The organism is Myxococcus guangdongensis (assembly GCF_024198255.1).
GTDB classification, from domain to species: domain Bacteria; phylum Myxococcota; class Myxococcia; order Myxococcales; family Myxococcaceae; genus Myxococcus; species Myxococcus guangdongensis.
Window position 1 is genome coordinate 325,329 of record NZ_JAJVKW010000010.1, and the last position, 14,539, is coordinate 339,867.

The window sequence follows — 14,539 nt, forward strand, 5'->3', positions numbered from 1 at the left end:
GGATGAGGGACGGCTCTGATCCGAGTTCCAGCGCCGCGTTGCTCAGGCACCACCGCAGCATGCGATGAACTCTTGCACACACCGGCTGCGGCATGCGGCGTTGCTTTGACACTCGAACATGCAGGCTCTCTGGTTCCCAAGACAGGAGGAGGGACACGCGGCCGTGGGGCCCGGAGGCACCCTCTCCTGCTCGGTGCTCATGGCGATACAGACCTGCTCGCCGGCTTCGAAGTCCGCCGTATCGGCTCCGCTCGCGGCGACGACACCTGTCAGGCTCGCCATCATCACCACCGCGGACATGAACACCTTGCTCAGCATGGGGCTGCTCCTGGTTGTGTGAAATCACCCATGTTCTGCCCCACGTGAGCCCCGAGGGCCCACGCGCCACGGACATTGCGTGGACTCCGATACGGAGCCCCTGCCCTGGAGGGCCGGGTGCCCGGAGACTCAGGCCACCTGGACGCCGGTGTCGGGCGGGGCGTCGTAGTTGGGGGTGAGGTCGACCACGTTCACGGTGACGAGGTGGTAGACGATGACGTTGCTCACCCAGAAGAACATGGCCGCGTAGTGCACGTAGATGAGCGGCGAGCCCGGCCACACCTGGAGGGGGTGGTCGAACATGTTGGCGGCCATGTAGCCGCCGAACCACTCGCCCATGAAGCAGACCACGGCGCCGATGCCCACGCGCGTCCAGACCTTGATGCGGCGCGGGTAGAACCAGAAGTAGTGCAGGGTCCACAAGAGGCCCACGCACCCGGCCCACAGAATCATGCTGCCGAAGGAGAACCAGTGGTACGGCGACTCGGGGTAGTGCCAGCCCCAGTCACCATTCATCCACCGCCAGGCCATGTTCTGGGACAGCTCCATGAACCAGAACAACGGTGCCACGTAGAGCACCTGCGTCATGAGGACCCTGAGGAAGCAGCTCAGCGTCTTCCAGAGCCTCACCGTGGACCCGTCGAACGAAATCATGCCTTTGTCCCCCCCGTGTCTCGGCCTGGGCGACCGAGGGCTGTGCACTTCACAGAACGCAAGAAGTCGCATGCCTTGAGACGGACGTGGGCGACAACCAGTTGTCTCCTGACGCCACGCCGTTGCGCGCGGAGGGCGCGGTGCACGGCGCGCCCTGTGTCACACGCGAGTGAATCCCGAGGAGACGCAGGGGCTTACGGTGTCTCGATGGGACAAGGCGCCGTGCCTCAGGGACCACGACGTCTGTCGCAACAGACTCGACGTCACGGCCAGACATGCTGCCCCTGCGCGTCCGAGTGTCCGGAAGATTACTCCTCGGAGAAGAAGTCCGAGTCGACGCGCTTCACTTGGTACGCGCTGACGGCGTTCACGCCGATGCCGAAGTCGAACATCAAGGCGGACAGCCGGGCGCCGTCAATGAGGACGATCTTCTTCTCGATGCGGGTGACGTACTCCTTGGCCTCCCTGGAGAAGTTGGAGGCGGTGATGAAGACGCCCTTCCTGGCGCGTTCACCTTCGAGGGAGCCCGCGAACGCCTGGATGTCGGGCCGGCCCACGGTGTTCTGCCAGCGTTTGGCCTGCACGTAGATGACGTCGAGCCCGAGCGGGTCTTCCTTGATGAGTCCGTCGATGCCGCCGTCATGACTGCGGCCGAGCGCCTTGCCCGCGTCCTCGAGGGAGCCGCCGTAGCCCATCTTGACGAGAAGCTCGACGACGAGCCGCTCGAAGAACCGGGGCGAGGCCTGGAGGACGGCGTTGAGGAGCTCGGCTTCGGTCTTCTTACGCAGATCCTGGTAGGCCCGTTCGAGGGCTTCTTCCGGGGTGATGTCACCGGAGGGGCGCTGTTCGGAGGTTGGGGTGGATGTCTCATCCCCTACAGGGCGCTGGGTGAACTCACGGAACTCGGCGTACTCCACGAGCAATGCGTTGTTGATGGCGGCGGGCTTGGAGGCCAGCACCTTGCGTCCCCGCTCCGTGATCTGAAAGACGCCGCGCTTGAGGGACTTCAACAACCCGGCCTTCTCCAAATAGGTCTTCGCCCAACCGACGCGGTTGTCGAACACGGACTGTGCTCCGCTGGGAAGAAGCTCTGCGCGGTCCTCCTCGCTCAGCTTCAGCGCGACGGCGATTTCCTCGCGCAGGACGCGCAGCTCATGCGGCTGTCCGTCCTCGAGCCGGTCGAGCACGGGCAGCATCAGGGCCTGATAGTCGGGGATGGCCATGGCCCGGAAGTTACCCGAGAACATCTTGCGGCGAAGCTGAACCAGGCCGCAGCGGCATGTAACAAGGTCTGCCGATTCATTGACGGCGAGCTCCAGCGTCCACCGGCTCCCTTCACGGGTCCACGGGCACCCGTGACACAGGGAAGCGACGTCCCTGGTTGGCCTGGGGCGGGAAGCGCTTCAGAATCGGCGGCATGAAGCGTCTCCCCCACCTGTGTCGTGCCCCCGCGCGGGCCCTGGCCCTCTGCCTGCCTGCCTTGCTGTGTGGCCTCGCCCTGGAGGCTCGCGCCGAGGTCGCGGTCCGGCGCACCTTCACCAAGCTCGCCTCCTCCAACGGCCACGGCGCCGTGATGCTCGACCTGGAGCAGAAGAAGGTCTCCCACTTCCGTGAGCACCTCTTCGCCACCGAGGAGCCCGTCATCGACGGCGTGGGCAACGACGTCTTCGTCCGCGGCCAGCCCCAGGTCGTCCACGCGCGCGATGTCCTCTTCGACGCGTTCTTCGGCGTGCGCTCCGGCGGCTCCCAGCGCTGGCTGAGCGCCCAGGACGTCGACCTGGACGCCAGCGGCTACGCCCCCTGGGCCTCCGGTGAGAACGGCGGCACCGGCCTCGCGCGCATGGTCCAGCGCGTGGGCACCCTCGAGGTGACGACCTACGTCTTCGCCCCCCAGTCCGTCCCCCACGCCGCCTTCGTCATGGCCCTGCGCGTGCGCAACACCGGCACCGCGCCCTCCACCGGCGTCAGCGTCTTCTCCCTCCAGAACTTCCACCTGGGCTACGGCCGCCCCGGCGTCATGTCCGAAATCGACGAGAACGGCGAGACGGTGGAGCTGAGCGGCAACGACTTCGTCGAGAAGGGCTTCGCCGGCGTCGTCGTGGGCCGCCCCCTGGGCACCGTGGCTCGCAAGTCCGCGTGGGTCTCCGGCGCGACGGGCGCCGCCAACGGCTACAACGTGGTGCAGAGCGGCGGCGGCCAGGACCTGCAGGACTTCACCGCGCAGCCCTCGGCCGCCAAGGGCTGGGCCACCGCCTACCAGTTCAACCTGGGTGACATCGCCGCCGGCGCCGAGAAGTGGGCCGGCGTCGCCTTCGTGCACTTCGGCAACCCCGAGGGCACCGCCACCGCGCGCCAGTGGCTGTCCGACTACGTGGGCACCTCCGACGCCAAGGCCCTGGTCGACGCCGAGGTCGCCCGCTGGGCCTCCTTCCAGAACGACACCGTGAAGGTCCCCTCCGGCCTGTCCGACAACGAGGAGACCCTGCTGCGCCACTCCGCCGTCGTGATGCACATGGCCCAGGTCCGCTCGAGCGAGACCTGGCTGCGTGAGTTCCTCTCCCGCGACGGCGAGCCCCGCGCCACGCGCTTCAAGGCCCCCAATGGCTCACCGGCCACGCTGCCCGGCTTCGTGAAGCACGCGGGCAAGGGCGCGGTGCTCGCGAGCCTCCCGCCCGGACAGTGGACCTACGCCTGGATTCGCGACGGCGCCTACGCGGTCGCCGCCATGGCCACGCTGGGCATGAACGCGGACGCGCGCGAGGGCCTGTCCTACTACCTCAACGCGGACAGCGGCCGGTTCCAGAACTGGCGCGAGCTGCAGCCGTACTCCATGCCGCCGTACATCATCACGCTCACGCGCTACCACGGCTTCGGCGTGGAGGAGACGGACTTCAACGAAGCGGGGCCGAACATCGAGTTCGACGGCTTCGGTCTGTTCCTCTGGGCGCTGCGCCACTACGAGCGCACCACCGGAGACCTCACGCTCGTCGACCAGACGTGGCCCACCGTGTCCACGAAGGTGGGCGACGCGCTGGTGGCGCTCATCGACCCGCAGACGGGGCTCATCCGCGCGGACTCGTCCATCTGGGAGACGCACTGGAACGGGCGGCAGCGCTCGTGGACGTACACGAGCCTCACCGCGGCGCGCGGTCTGTGTGACGCGGCGGTGCTCGCCGAGCGCGTCGGTGACGCCGAGCGCGCCACGCGCTACCGCAACGCGGGCGAGTCCATCCGCCGCGCGATGGCGGAGAAGCTGACGGACCCCAACTTCGCGCTCGGCTCCAACCTGGAGGAGGTGCGCTCGGGTCGTGGCTACTGGGACTCGGCGGTGCTGGACGCGTTCGCGTTCGAGCTGTTCGACCCGGCGGGGAAGATTGCTCGCGAGACGATGCGCGGGTTGGACCTGCGGCTGTCCTCTCCGGCGGGCGCGGGCTGGTCGCGCAACGATGACCGGTACGACCACACGGGCGGCGCGGACCTGAGCCCGTGGGGCGGCGAGTACGACAGCGCGGAGTGGGTCATCGTGAGCCTGCGCGGCGCCATGGCGAAGCGGATGGCCGGAGACCCCGAGCGCGCGGAGCGAGTGCTCAAGTGGGTGACGGACCAGTCCCTCAAGAACTACCTCGCGGTGTCCGAGACGTATGACGAGCTCAACGGCACCTACAAGTTCAACTCCCCCATGGTGGGCTTCGGCGCGGGGGCGTATGCGCTCGCCCTGGCGCACCGCGCGGAGGGCACGGCCGACCCGGCGTGCGGCGCGTACCTGGACGAGAGCACCCTCACCAAGACGCCCGACGCGGGGCCCGGTACTCCCGACGCGGGGCCGGGGACGCCGGATTCCGGCACCCCCGGTCAGCCGGACTCGGGTTCGCCCGTGGAGCCCCAGGTGACGGGCGGTGGTTGCAGCGCCACGGGCCCGGGCGCGATGGCGCTGTGGCTGATGCTCTCGCTCGCGGGTCTCACCGCGCTCACGCGCCGTCGGCGGGCGTGAGCTGACGCACGCCTTTCGCGCCACATACCGAAGCCGCTTCGAGCCCGGAGGTGCTGTTCCTCCTCCGGGCCCGGAGTCCAGGTCAGCGGTAGTACGGTGACAGGGCCTCGGAGATGCGGGCGAGCAGGTCCTTCGTCTGGAGGCGCTCCTCCGGTGGCAGCGTGGGGAGGCTCGCGGTCAGCAGGGTCTGGGCCTCGTCCAGGATGGCGTGGGCCGCCGGGGACTGCAGGGCCGCGAGGATGTCCACCATGGTGCGGCGGGCCGCGTAACCTCGGGCCCCATCCGTGTCGAGCAGGATGGCGCGGAGGTCCGCGTGCACCAGCGCCATCAGCGCGGGCGTCGTCGGTGGGGTCGCGGTGAAGGAGCCACGGCTCGTCGCCGGGTCCAGGTACAGCCGGGAGAGCACCCGCCGCGCGAGCTCATCCGCGCGCGCCGGGTAATCCGCTCGGGCGCCCGCGGGAATCACCAGCGGCGGACGGACCTTCTGCATCGCCAGGTTGTACGCGGTGACCTGGGCGTTCGGGGCCGCCGCGCGGACGAACTGGAGCACGGAGTTGGTGCGCCCGTTGAAGTACGACGTCAGCCGCTCGAATGGGGACGTGCTGTTCAACATGAACACCTGTCCGTCCTGGAGCCTGGGGCCGTACCACTTCGTGAGCGGGTCGTCGAAGCGGTCGTACATGTTGCAGTAGGGGTCCGTGCTCGTCTCGGTGGCCTGGCAGAACGCGGCCGTGGGGAGCTGGGACGACAGGCCATAGAGGTAGCGAATCGCCTGGATGTCGTAGGGCCCCGGGTCCACCGCATGGACCGAGTCCTCCGTATCGACATACTCCATCACCGAGTGGGTGACGGGAGCGCCAGGGCTCCCATCCTGAGCGAGTGAGCCCGCGAAGTTGTGACGCAGGCCGAGCGTGTGGCCAATCTCATGCAACACGTTGTGCGTGAGGAAGCGCTCCACCTTCTCCTGCTGGGTGAGTCCCACGAGCCGTGCATCCCCGGATGCCTCCAGGGGGCGAGAGGCCGCGTCCAGGTGGCACAGGGGTTCGCTCCGCATCCCCGACCACGTCATCTGGAGCGTGGGGCGCGCCACGGGCGGGGGGAGCGCCGCCTCGTCATCGGTGAAGACGCTCTGGGCGAACAGCACCATGCTGGCCGCGAAGTAGATGCTGGCCCCGCGAATCTCGCCGGTGTCGGGGTTGATGCGCGAGTCCGCGAAGACGAAGGGCATCACCTCGTCCGTGTCGAAGATGAACACGTTCCGGTCATCGTCGGCGAAGCTCACCGAGTCATCCGCGACGACCGCCTCCAGCGCGGTGAAGCCGAACACGGAGTTCCATCCCTCGATGCCGGCCTTCACCGCGCCCACCAGGTCCACATCCTGGAAGCGCGGGTCCTGCTGCAGCGCGAGCACCGTGGGCGAGATGTGCCACCGGATGGGCGTCATCCCCGGGTGGATGTTCCACTTCCTCGCCACGACCTCCGTCGCACCTGTCGTGTTCGGAATCAGCCGGGGTTCGCCGCTCAGGTAGTACTGCCTCGACGGCATGGGCGTGGGGACATAGCCCATGCCCTCCGAGTAACGCCGCAGCGCGATGCCCAGCGTGCCCGAGGCGCGGAAGACGTTGGGCTCCAGGTAATCGCCGGCCAGGTCGTCCGGCAGGTCCGCGTAGCCGGTGTATACCTGCTCGAAGGTGATGCCGTCCGCGATGCGGCGGAAGTGCTGCGCGAAGCTCAACTCGACCTGGAAGTGGGCGCCGCTGGCGCCGCGGTTCTCGCCCACGACGCCGAAGCGATTGAGCCCCGCGGTCGGGTCGATGAGCACGTACTGGCTGGAGCCGGGCAGACGGTTGAACGGCCCGTGGTTCTTGATGATGGGATAGGCCTCGACGAGGACCTCGGGGGAGAACACGTCGCTCATCACCTTGCGCCGGTCGACGTCGAACACGAACAGCTTGTCGTTCTGCACCTCGAAGCTGACCACCCGTGTGCCCAGGCTGGCCCCCGCGCCGCCGATGACGCCGCCCGGATGGCGCTGCTTGGAGTACGCGGAGAGGAACCACTTCGCGCCCAGCTCGGCGCGGTGGATGGCCAGATAGAAGCTGCCTCGCGTCGGGTCCACGGCGCTCGAGAGTCGTTGAACGAGCTCCTGTCGCCGCGCGTCGTCCACTTCGCGGGGGATGGCCAGCAGGGGCGCTCCCAGCTCGACGTGGAGTTCGGCCTCGGTGGAGGGGCGCGATGCTGGCTCACCACAGCCCGTGCCGAGGCTCACCGCCAGACAGAGGGCACTCCACCACCTGCGTCGCTTGGGGAGACTCCCAGGGGACATGTCGGACTCCAGGTTCCGGGGGAGGGATTCCCTCCGGTGCTGGAGCAACGAGACAGTGCGGGCGAGTCCCTCACGAGGTTCGGGTGCGGTGGGAATACCCATCACCGTGATGGGTATCCGATAGGGCGGGTGTGAGGGAGCCTGGACGCTGCCGCACGCGTCCAATGGCTCGAACGACGCGAGTCCTTGCGCCTGGGTGCAACGGTTGCGACATCAGGCGTGGGACGCGCGGCGCATGGCACCGGCACCTCTTCGTCTGGGCGGACATCCTTCGCGATGCGGGTGGTCGGCGGCTCGAATCCTTGCGCGCCTGGGTGCGCCGGTTGTGACCCAGGACGTGTGACGCGCGGCGCATGGCGCCGACGCCTCTTTGTCGGAGCGCACCGTTCGCGACTTCAGGCCCTCAGCCGCGCGAGTCCTTGCGCGCCTGGGTGCGCCGGTTGCGACCGCGGACATGTGACGCGCGGCGCATCGAGCCGAAGCCCTGCTGCTTGCGCGCCCCGCCCTTGCGACGCTGGGCCTTCACCTGGCGCACAGAGCCCGTCGCGGTGCGACCCGCGGCGCTCATGCGGCGCACAGGCTTGCGTCCACCCACGGCTCGCGTCGCCGCGCCCGTTCGAGTCCGCGTCGTCGCGCCCGCGCGCGTCCTGCGCACCCCTCCGGTGGTCCGCGTCGCCGTGCCCGTCCGAGTCCTCCGCGTGCTCCCGCCCGCGGCCCTCGGGGTCTTCCGCGCACCCGTCGCCTTCTTCGCGACCCGGGCCCGCTTGGCCATCATCGCCTCCTGGCGGTCCATCATCGCCAGGCGCTTCTCGAAGCGCATCAGCGCCTGACGGAAGTAGGTCGCCTTGCGCCGCGTGTTCGCGTTGCCCTCGGCGCGCTTGGAGCGCGTGGGCGTGCGCTTGCCCAGAGCTTCGCGCCGCTGCCGCGTCGCCAGGCCGTCATACTTGTCCATCAGCCGCCGCGCGCGCTGGATGCGACCTTGCACCTCGCGGCGGGACAGCTCCATCAGGTTTCGGGGCGCGCTGGCGAGCACGAGCTGGGCTTCGTTCTCCGTCAGCAGGGACATCTTCTTCTCGGGCGTCGTACGCAAGGGCCTGCTCCTTCGAGGCAATGTGGACTACCTCGCGCAACGTCGACACGTGTGCCCCGGGCAGCAACCTGCTCTCCGGGGCGATGGCCCCTACTCGAACACCGACACCTCCGAGAGCGCCGAGATGGGAAGCGTCCACGAGCCTCCGTCCGAGAACACCCGCAGGCGCACGAAGCGCACCGGCACCTCCCCCGTCAGCGCCACCTCGACGAAGCGCGCCGGGCGCTTCACGTCCAGCGGCCCATCCCCATAGGGGCTGTCCTCCTCCGTGTGGTCGAGCGCCATGGAGAAGCGAGGCTCTCGAATCTCGACGTCGTCGTAGTTCTCGAAGGGCGTGCTCCCCAGCGTCGCCCAGCTCCCTCCATCCAGGCTGCCCTCCACCTGGAAGAGGAGCTTGGGTGGCCCCCCCGAATACAGCTCCACCTCCCGGATGACGGCATGTCGGGGACGGATGGGCGCCTCCCACTGGAGCACCACCTCGTCCACGCCGGTGTCCGTCTCGCCCTGCGTGGTGCGCACCTTGCTCAGCGAACCATCCGTGTACGGACACGGCTCGCCCTCGGGTGCTGGCGTGCACGAGGCCCCTCGGCTCACCGGATGCAAGGTGCCCTGGGGCACGGGGACACGGGGGCCTCGCCACTCCACGCGGAACGACACGCTGCTGTCATTGGAGGCCAGCGGACGGAAGACCCAGGTGCCCAGGCTGACCGCGCGAACCTGTGCCTCCACCCCGGCGAAGTCCTCCAGTTGATAGGGATTGGGACGCCAGGGCGCCGCCGCGTCCTGGACCTCCCACAGCCGCCCTCCCGGGCCATGCAACTGGACCACGGGGACCGGCACCCACGGCTCGATACGAACCGGGTCCGGACTCATGCCCGTCTCCCATTGCAGCAATCGCCCCGAGGGTGGAAGCGGCGGCACCGGTGGCGCCCCGCCGAACGACAGCGCGAGCCCCTCCGCGTCCCGCCCCACCGTCAGGTTCGGCGCCCACGGGCGAAGGGGCGGGACCTCCACGTCGTCGTCGAAGACGAAGGACGTGTACACGCCATGGCCCTCCTCGAGCGGCGCGGCCAGGCGGAAGCGGTACTGGATGAGCTCGAACTCCCGCTCCTCCACGGCGTCCCCGTGGAGCACCTCCAGCGTGACGTTCCCCGCGCCCTCGCTCAAGGTCTCCGTGTAGGGCTTGAAGCCCACGTACTCCGGACGCTCGTAGCTCGGCTGGCGTGTGCGCTCCAACGTCAGCGCGACGTCCGGGCGCGGTGAGCCATCCAGGTGTTGCAACAGGCCGTAGACGAAGATGGGGTCATCCGGCCTGCGGTCACAGCCCACGGCGAGCAGCGCGAACAGGGGCAGGGGACGCAGCAGTCTCAGCATGTCAGTAGGTCCCCTTCGCGCCGAGCAGCGGCAGGATGATGGGAAGGCGCAGGGGCTTGCGTTCGGGCTGCTGGGCCCTGTCGAAGCCGTAGTCGTACGCGAACACCTCCTGCCGCGCGGACACGTTGAGGATGTCCAGGTACGCGTCGAGCGTGAAGTCCTCCATCGCCCACGACTTCGCCACGCGCAGGTCCACGCGGAAGAACGCATCCAGGCGCTCCGCCTTGTCGCGGTCCTGTCGCACCCAATCCTGGGCGCCGTCCGCGCGAGTCACCAGTCGCTGCGTCAGCGTGGTGATTTCGCCGGACTCGGGGCGGCCGGTGTTGAAGTGCACCACCGTGCCCACCGTCCAGTTGTTGCCGAACTTGTAGCTCAGCGCCGCGTTGAGCACGTGCGCCTGCTCGAAGGCGAAGGGCAGCGTGCCCTCCACCGACTCCACCACGCGGTCATCATCCCCGTAGCGCTCGAAGCGCACGCGCCGCTTGCTCTGCAGGAAGCTGTAGGAGACCCAGCCGAACCAATCCCTCCCCAACGGATGCCGCGCCATCAGGTCGATGCCGTACGCATAGCCACTGGCGGACGGGTCCGGCGTGTCGAGCCCTCGACGCCGACGGTTCTCCACCACCTGCTGCAGGTCCAGCTCCACCGTGCGCGTGAGCGGGTTGTAGAAGACGTCGCCGCTCAGCTCCAGGCCCTCCATCGCCTTCCACTCGGCGCCCACGTCGAACTGCAGCCCCTCCTGGAGTCCGTGGCGCAGGCTCGACGTGTCCACCGCGGGAAGGTGCACCAGCACCGTGGGCGTCTGGTGGAAGACGCCCGCGCCGCCCTTGAGCACGAGCGCGTCCGAGAGCTGGTGCCGCACGGTGAGCCTCGGCTCCGCCACCGTGTGATTGATGCCAGGGGACAGGTGGTAGTTGTCCACGCGCACGCCGGGCTGCACCAGCCACCCGGGCACGGGCAGCCACGTCGCGGACAGATACGCGCCGGAGAACATCGCCAGCGAGGACGGGCTCTTGAGCGGGTCCGTCGTCTCGCCGGGCCGGCTGCCAGGGGGGATGGCGGTGCCCCGGATGTCCGTGGCCGCGCGCCGGTGTTCGATGTCTCCGCCGACGGCGAGCTCCAGCGTGTCGCTCATCCGCCGCTTCCACCCCGCGCGCGCCGCGAAGGTGAGCTGTCGGAGCGCGTACTCACCGACGTCCTGGTAGTCGATGGCGCCGCTCGCCGCGCGGAAGGACTCCTGGCCGGTGAAGCCCAGCGCATCCGTGCCGAAGGTGACGCCCACCTCCGCGTCGCCGCCCGCGAGCGGGTGCGTGCCGCGCAAATCCACGCGGTGGAAGCTCGACACGATGCGGCCGCCCGTCATGTCCACCCAGTCGAGCGACGGCGAGGAGCCCACGTCGTCCGAGCTGCCCAGCGCGAACAGCCGCAGCCGCCCCTGGCCCACCTTCTGTTCGACGCGCGCCTGATAGTCCCAGAAGTCGGCGTGGAGCTTCTCCGTCTCCGCCGAGCTGAGCAGCTTGGAGCCGAGCGTTATCAACAGCGCCGAGTAGCTGATGCGCCCCGCGACGCTGACGGAGGTGCCGGTGCTCTCGAACGGGTACTCGATGAAGCCGCCGGCGTTGATGGGGTCCACCGAGGCGGTGACGTGCAGCCGGTCCTCGCGTGGACGGCTCAGTCGTCCATCCACCGCGCCTCCCAGGAGCCGGCCGTACTGCACCGGCGGCGTGCCCGGGAAGAAGTCCACGGTGTCGATGAAGTCCGGGTGGAGCACCGCCGGCCCGAGCATCAGGTGGTACAGCATGGGGATGCGCACGCCGTCGAGGAAGAAGCCCGTGGCCGCGGGCTGGCTGCCGCGCACCACCGGGTAGCTGATGCCCGAGGCGAGGCTGCCCACGCCCGGCATCAACATCACCACGCGGAACGGGTCGCCCAACGTCCCTGGGACCTCACGCAGCTCCTGCTCGTGCAGCGTGATTCGCGTCACCTCCGTGCGCGGGCGCTCGTCGCGCACCACCGTCTCGTAGGGATTCACCCGGCCGGGCTGCAGCCGGTAGATGACCTGGAGCGACTGTCCCTCCGACAGCGTCTCCTCGAACGCGCCCGTCTGATGCCCCGGCGCGCGCACCTCCACGCGGTGGGCGCCGGGCGGCAGCGCCAACGTGAAGCGCCCCTCCATGTCCACGGTGCCCGAGGGCTCGGTGGCGCCGTCGACGAAGAGCGTGGCGTCCGTGAGGGGACGGCGCGTGCCTCGGGCCCGCACCTCTCCGGCGAGGCTCGCGGTGGAGCGGGGCACGGGGGCGGGTGGCTCGAAGCGATAGACGAAGGGCAACCGCACCGCCACCGGCGCGCCGGCGAGCGTCGCGGGCTTGAAGCGCAGCCCTTTCGCGGCCCGCATGGCCGACTCGATGAGCCGGGGCTCCAGGGGCGCCGCGGTGACCTTCGTCTCCACCACCACCCCCTGGACGTCCACCAAGAGCTCCAGCGACACCTCGCCCGGTGTGCCCTCGAGCCCCTCGGGCCACTCGGCGGGGGAGGGGGCCTCCAGCACAGGTGGCTGGAGCCGGGCGTCCTGGCCCACGGTGAGGACCCCCAGTCGCGCGGAGTCCTCGGCGGAGAGCACGAGGCAGCCGTCGACGTCCTGGAGCTCGACCTCGACGGCGCGCGGGTCCGACGCGGGCGTCGGGATGCCCTGCGCGTGCGCGAGGACGGACAGCGTGGTGACGGCGAGCAGCGGGAGGACGGCACCGCGTCTGGAACCCATGAGGCCCCCTTCAACACCCGTCAGCCGCGGAACTGTCACCCCGGCGAGTCTCCAGGTGGGCGCAGCCTCGCCGCGTCCCTGGGGAACATCGAGGGTTTTGTTCGATTACGCGGAAAGTCATGCATCGCGCGTGCGGTGTGTCCCTCACCGCGGGTCCGGGTCGGCGGGTACGAGTCCGCCGTCATCCCGAGGACGTCAGGGGCGCACGTTCGTGCGTCCGCGTGTGTGGCAACTCACGGAGGAAGGGCACGGGCGTGGGGCCCGGGTGGAGGGCCCGGGAGGGCACCATTACCGTTGAGTCCACGCGGGGCTTCTCGTGGGGAAGGAGTCGGGGCGATGCGCGCGCAGAAGGAGCAGCTGCTCTTCCAGGCGATGGAGCAGGGCCTGTCGGGACGGTGCGACGAGGCCACGGCGGCGCTGGGGGCGCTGGAGTCGATGCTGGACGTGGACGTGGTGCCGGAGGATTTGGGCTACCAGCTCTTCGCCACGGCCGTGCGGCACCGCCTGGCGGGCGCGGGGAGCCGCAATCCCTATCTGCACCCCGACGCGAGCGAGCGGCAGATTGACTTGTTCCGCTCGCTGATGGCCCACATGCCGCTGGCGTCCACGGCCGACGCGCTGGCGAACGCGGTGCTGGAGTCGCTGCTCGGTGGACGGCAAGAGGCCACGCTGGTGGACGTGGGCATCGGCCAGGGGCGCCAGGCCGTGCGGCTGTTGCAATCCCTGTCGCGCCGTGGCGCCGTGCCCGGGCGGCTGACGCTGGTGGGCGTGGACCCGAGCGGGGCGAGCCTCGCGCAGGCGCGTGCGGCGACGGAGCGCGTGGCGCGCGAGGTGGGCGCGAGCGTGCGCTTCATCGGCGTGGAGTCCCCGGTGGAGGCGATGAGCGAGGCGACGTGGTCGACGCTGCGCGCGCTGCCGGGCCCCCGGGTGGTGAACGCCGCGTTCGCGCTGCACCACGTGGCGGAGGCGCCGGGCAGCCAGGGGCCGGCCCGCGACGCGGTGCTGCGCCAGCTGCGCGCGCTGGAGCCCACGGGCCTGGTGATGTGCGAGCCGAACACGGACCACTTCCAGGCGGCGCCCCTGGAGCGCTTCGGCCACGCGTGGCGGCACTTCACCCATGTCTTCCAGCTGCTGGACTCCCTGGGCGTGCCGGGCGACGAGCGCGCCGCCATCAAGCGCTTCTTCGGGCGCGAGGTGGAGGACGTGGTGGGCACGGTGGACGAGTCCGCCCGCTGCGAGCGCCACGAGACGGCGCGCATGTGGATGGCGCGGCTCACGCGCGCGGGCTTCGAGCCCCTGGCGCTGCTCGAGCACCTGCGCCCCGACGGCGTGCACCCGGCGCTGACGCTCGAGCGCGCGCCGGGCGTGGTGGGCCTGCGCTGGCGGGACGAGGTGCTGGTGGCGGTGCTGGCCGCGCGGCCCGTGCCGACCCGCGGTTGAGGCCCGGCGGGAGGTGCGCGAGGATGGCGCGGTGACGCCGGGAAACGACGGGCAGGACGACGCGCGCGGGGAGCGGACGCTGGAGGAGCGCGTGCTGGAGCGCTGCCAGCGCGCGGGGGTGCGGCTGGTGCTGGTGGAGGCGTGCGCCGGCGGGCTCTTGTGCGGGCGGCTGACGGAGGTGCCCGGGGCCTCGGCGGTGGTGGAGCGCGGCTTCGTGCCGTACTCCTACGAGTCCAAGGTCGAACAGCTCGGCGTCCCGCTCGAGCTGCTCCAGGCGCATGGCTCCGTGAGCGCGCAGGCGGCCCAGGCCCTGGCGCAGGGGGCGTTGGAGCACTCGCGCGCGAACTGGGCCATCGCGGAGACGGGCATCGCGGGCCCTGGCGGGGGCACGCCGAACAAGCCCGTGGGCCTGGCCTTCATCGCGGTGATGCGGCGGGGCGGTGAGGTGACGGTGGAGCGCCATGTCTTCGCCGGGGCCCGCGGCCAGGTGCGCGACGCGGTGGCCCGGCGCGCCTTCGCGCTGTTGCTGGAGCGGCTGAGCGTCGAATCCTGAACCGGACATCCACCCCGCACTCCCGGGTGTCT

General features: G+C 70.0%; 10 protein-coding genes. 3 read left to right on the forward strand and 7 right to left on the reverse strand.

Annotation, left to right across the window (positions count from 1 at the left end):
- Nucleotides 1-42 precede the first annotated feature (42 nt).
- The 3 genes from LXT21_RS29015 to LXT21_RS29025 form a co-directional block, all read right to left on the reverse strand.
- Entirely contained in the window at nt 43-318 is a 276-nt protein-coding gene (locus tag LXT21_RS29015; protein WP_254041442.1) for a hypothetical protein, read from the reverse strand.
- 129 nt (nt 319-447) lie between these two features.
- Nucleotides 448-972, reverse strand: a complete 525-nt coding sequence (locus tag LXT21_RS29020) for a hypothetical protein (RefSeq protein WP_254041443.1) — start codon at nt 970-972, stop codon at nt 448-450.
- Nucleotides 973-1,280: 308 nt separating this feature from the next.
- Complete coding sequence (locus LXT21_RS29025; protein ID WP_254041444.1) at nt 1,281-2,219, reverse strand: restriction endonuclease; 939 nt, start codon at nt 2,217-2,219, stop codon at nt 1,281-1,283.
- A 170-nt stretch (nt 2,220-2,389) separates the two neighbouring features.
- On the opposite strand from LXT21_RS29025, the gene LXT21_RS29030 reads away from it, so the two are divergent.
- Nucleotides 2,390-4,963 carry a glycoside hydrolase family 15 protein gene (locus tag LXT21_RS29030; protein ID WP_254041445.1) on the forward strand — a complete coding sequence of 858 codons (2,574 nt, stop codon included), beginning with the start codon at nt 2,390-2,392 and terminating at the stop codon, nt 4,961-4,963.
- A gap of 82 nt (nt 4,964-5,045) precedes the next feature.
- On the opposite strand, the gene LXT21_RS29035 is transcribed toward LXT21_RS29030, so the two are convergent.
- The 4 genes from LXT21_RS29035 to LXT21_RS29050 all read right to left on the reverse strand — a co-directional run bounded on the left by LXT21_RS29035 (nt 5,046) and on the right by LXT21_RS29050 (nt 12,514).
- Nucleotides 5,046-7,289, reverse strand: a complete 2,244-nt coding sequence (locus tag LXT21_RS29035) for a zinc-dependent metalloprotease (RefSeq protein WP_254041446.1) — start codon at nt 7,287-7,289, stop codon at nt 5,046-5,048.
- A 403-nt stretch (nt 7,290-7,692) separates the two neighbouring features.
- On the reverse strand, nt 7,693-8,379 hold the full coding sequence (locus LXT21_RS29040) for a hypothetical protein (protein WP_254041447.1): 687 nt from the start codon (nt 8,377-8,379) through the stop codon (nt 7,693-7,695).
- 90 nt (nt 8,380-8,469) lie between these two features.
- On the reverse strand, nt 8,470-9,753 hold the full coding sequence (locus tag LXT21_RS29045; protein WP_254041448.1) for a hypothetical protein: 1,284 nt from the start codon (nt 9,751-9,753) through the stop codon (nt 8,470-8,472).
- A 1-nt stretch (nt 9,754) separates the two neighbouring features.
- Nucleotides 9,755-12,514: a TonB-dependent receptor domain-containing protein gene (locus LXT21_RS29050; RefSeq protein WP_254041449.1), complete on the reverse strand. Its 2,760-nt coding sequence runs from the start codon at nt 12,512-12,514 to the stop codon at nt 9,755-9,757.
- Nucleotides 12,515-12,850: 336 nt separating this feature from the next.
- On the opposite strand from LXT21_RS29050, the gene LXT21_RS29055 reads away from it, so the two are divergent.
- Nucleotides 12,851-13,954, forward strand: a complete 1,104-nt coding sequence (locus LXT21_RS29055; RefSeq protein WP_254041450.1) for a GRAS family protein — start codon at nt 12,851-12,853, stop codon at nt 13,952-13,954.
- Nucleotides 13,955-13,985: 31 nt separating this feature from the next.
- The gene (locus LXT21_RS29060; RefSeq protein WP_254041451.1) at nt 13,986-14,507 is read left to right on the forward strand and encodes a CinA family protein; all 522 of its coding nucleotides are present in this window, start codon (nt 13,986-13,988) and stop codon (nt 14,505-14,507) included.
- Nucleotides 14,508-14,539: the final 32 nt, after the last annotated feature.

Coding starts and splice junctions, on each gene's coding strand:
- LXT21_RS29015 (WP_254041442.1), bottom strand. CDS start 318: ATGCTGAGCAAGGTGTTCATGTCCGCGGTGGTGATGATGGCGAGCCTG.
- LXT21_RS29050 (WP_254041449.1), bottom strand. CDS start 12,514: ATGGGTTCCAGACGCGGTGCCGTCCTCCCGCTGCTCGCCGTCACCACG.
- LXT21_RS29030 (WP_254041445.1), top strand. CDS start 2,390: ATGAAGCGTCTCCCCCACCTGTGTCGTGCCCCCGCGCGGGCCCTGGCC.
- LXT21_RS29020 (WP_254041443.1), bottom strand. CDS start 972: ATGATTTCGTTCGACGGGTCCACGGTGAGGCTCTGGAAGACGCTGAGC.
- LXT21_RS29045 (WP_254041448.1), bottom strand. CDS start 9,753: ATGCTGAGACTGCTGCGTCCCCTGCCCCTGTTCGCGCTGCTCGCCGTG.
- LXT21_RS29025 (WP_254041444.1), bottom strand. CDS start 2,219: ATGTTCTCGGGTAACTTCCGGGCCATGGCCATCCCCGACTATCAGGCC.
- LXT21_RS29055 (WP_254041450.1), top strand. CDS start 12,851: ATGCGCGCGCAGAAGGAGCAGCTGCTCTTCCAGGCGATGGAGCAGGGC.
- LXT21_RS29035 (WP_254041446.1), bottom strand. CDS start 7,289: ATGTCCCCTGGGAGTCTCCCCAAGCGACGCAGGTGGTGGAGTGCCCTC.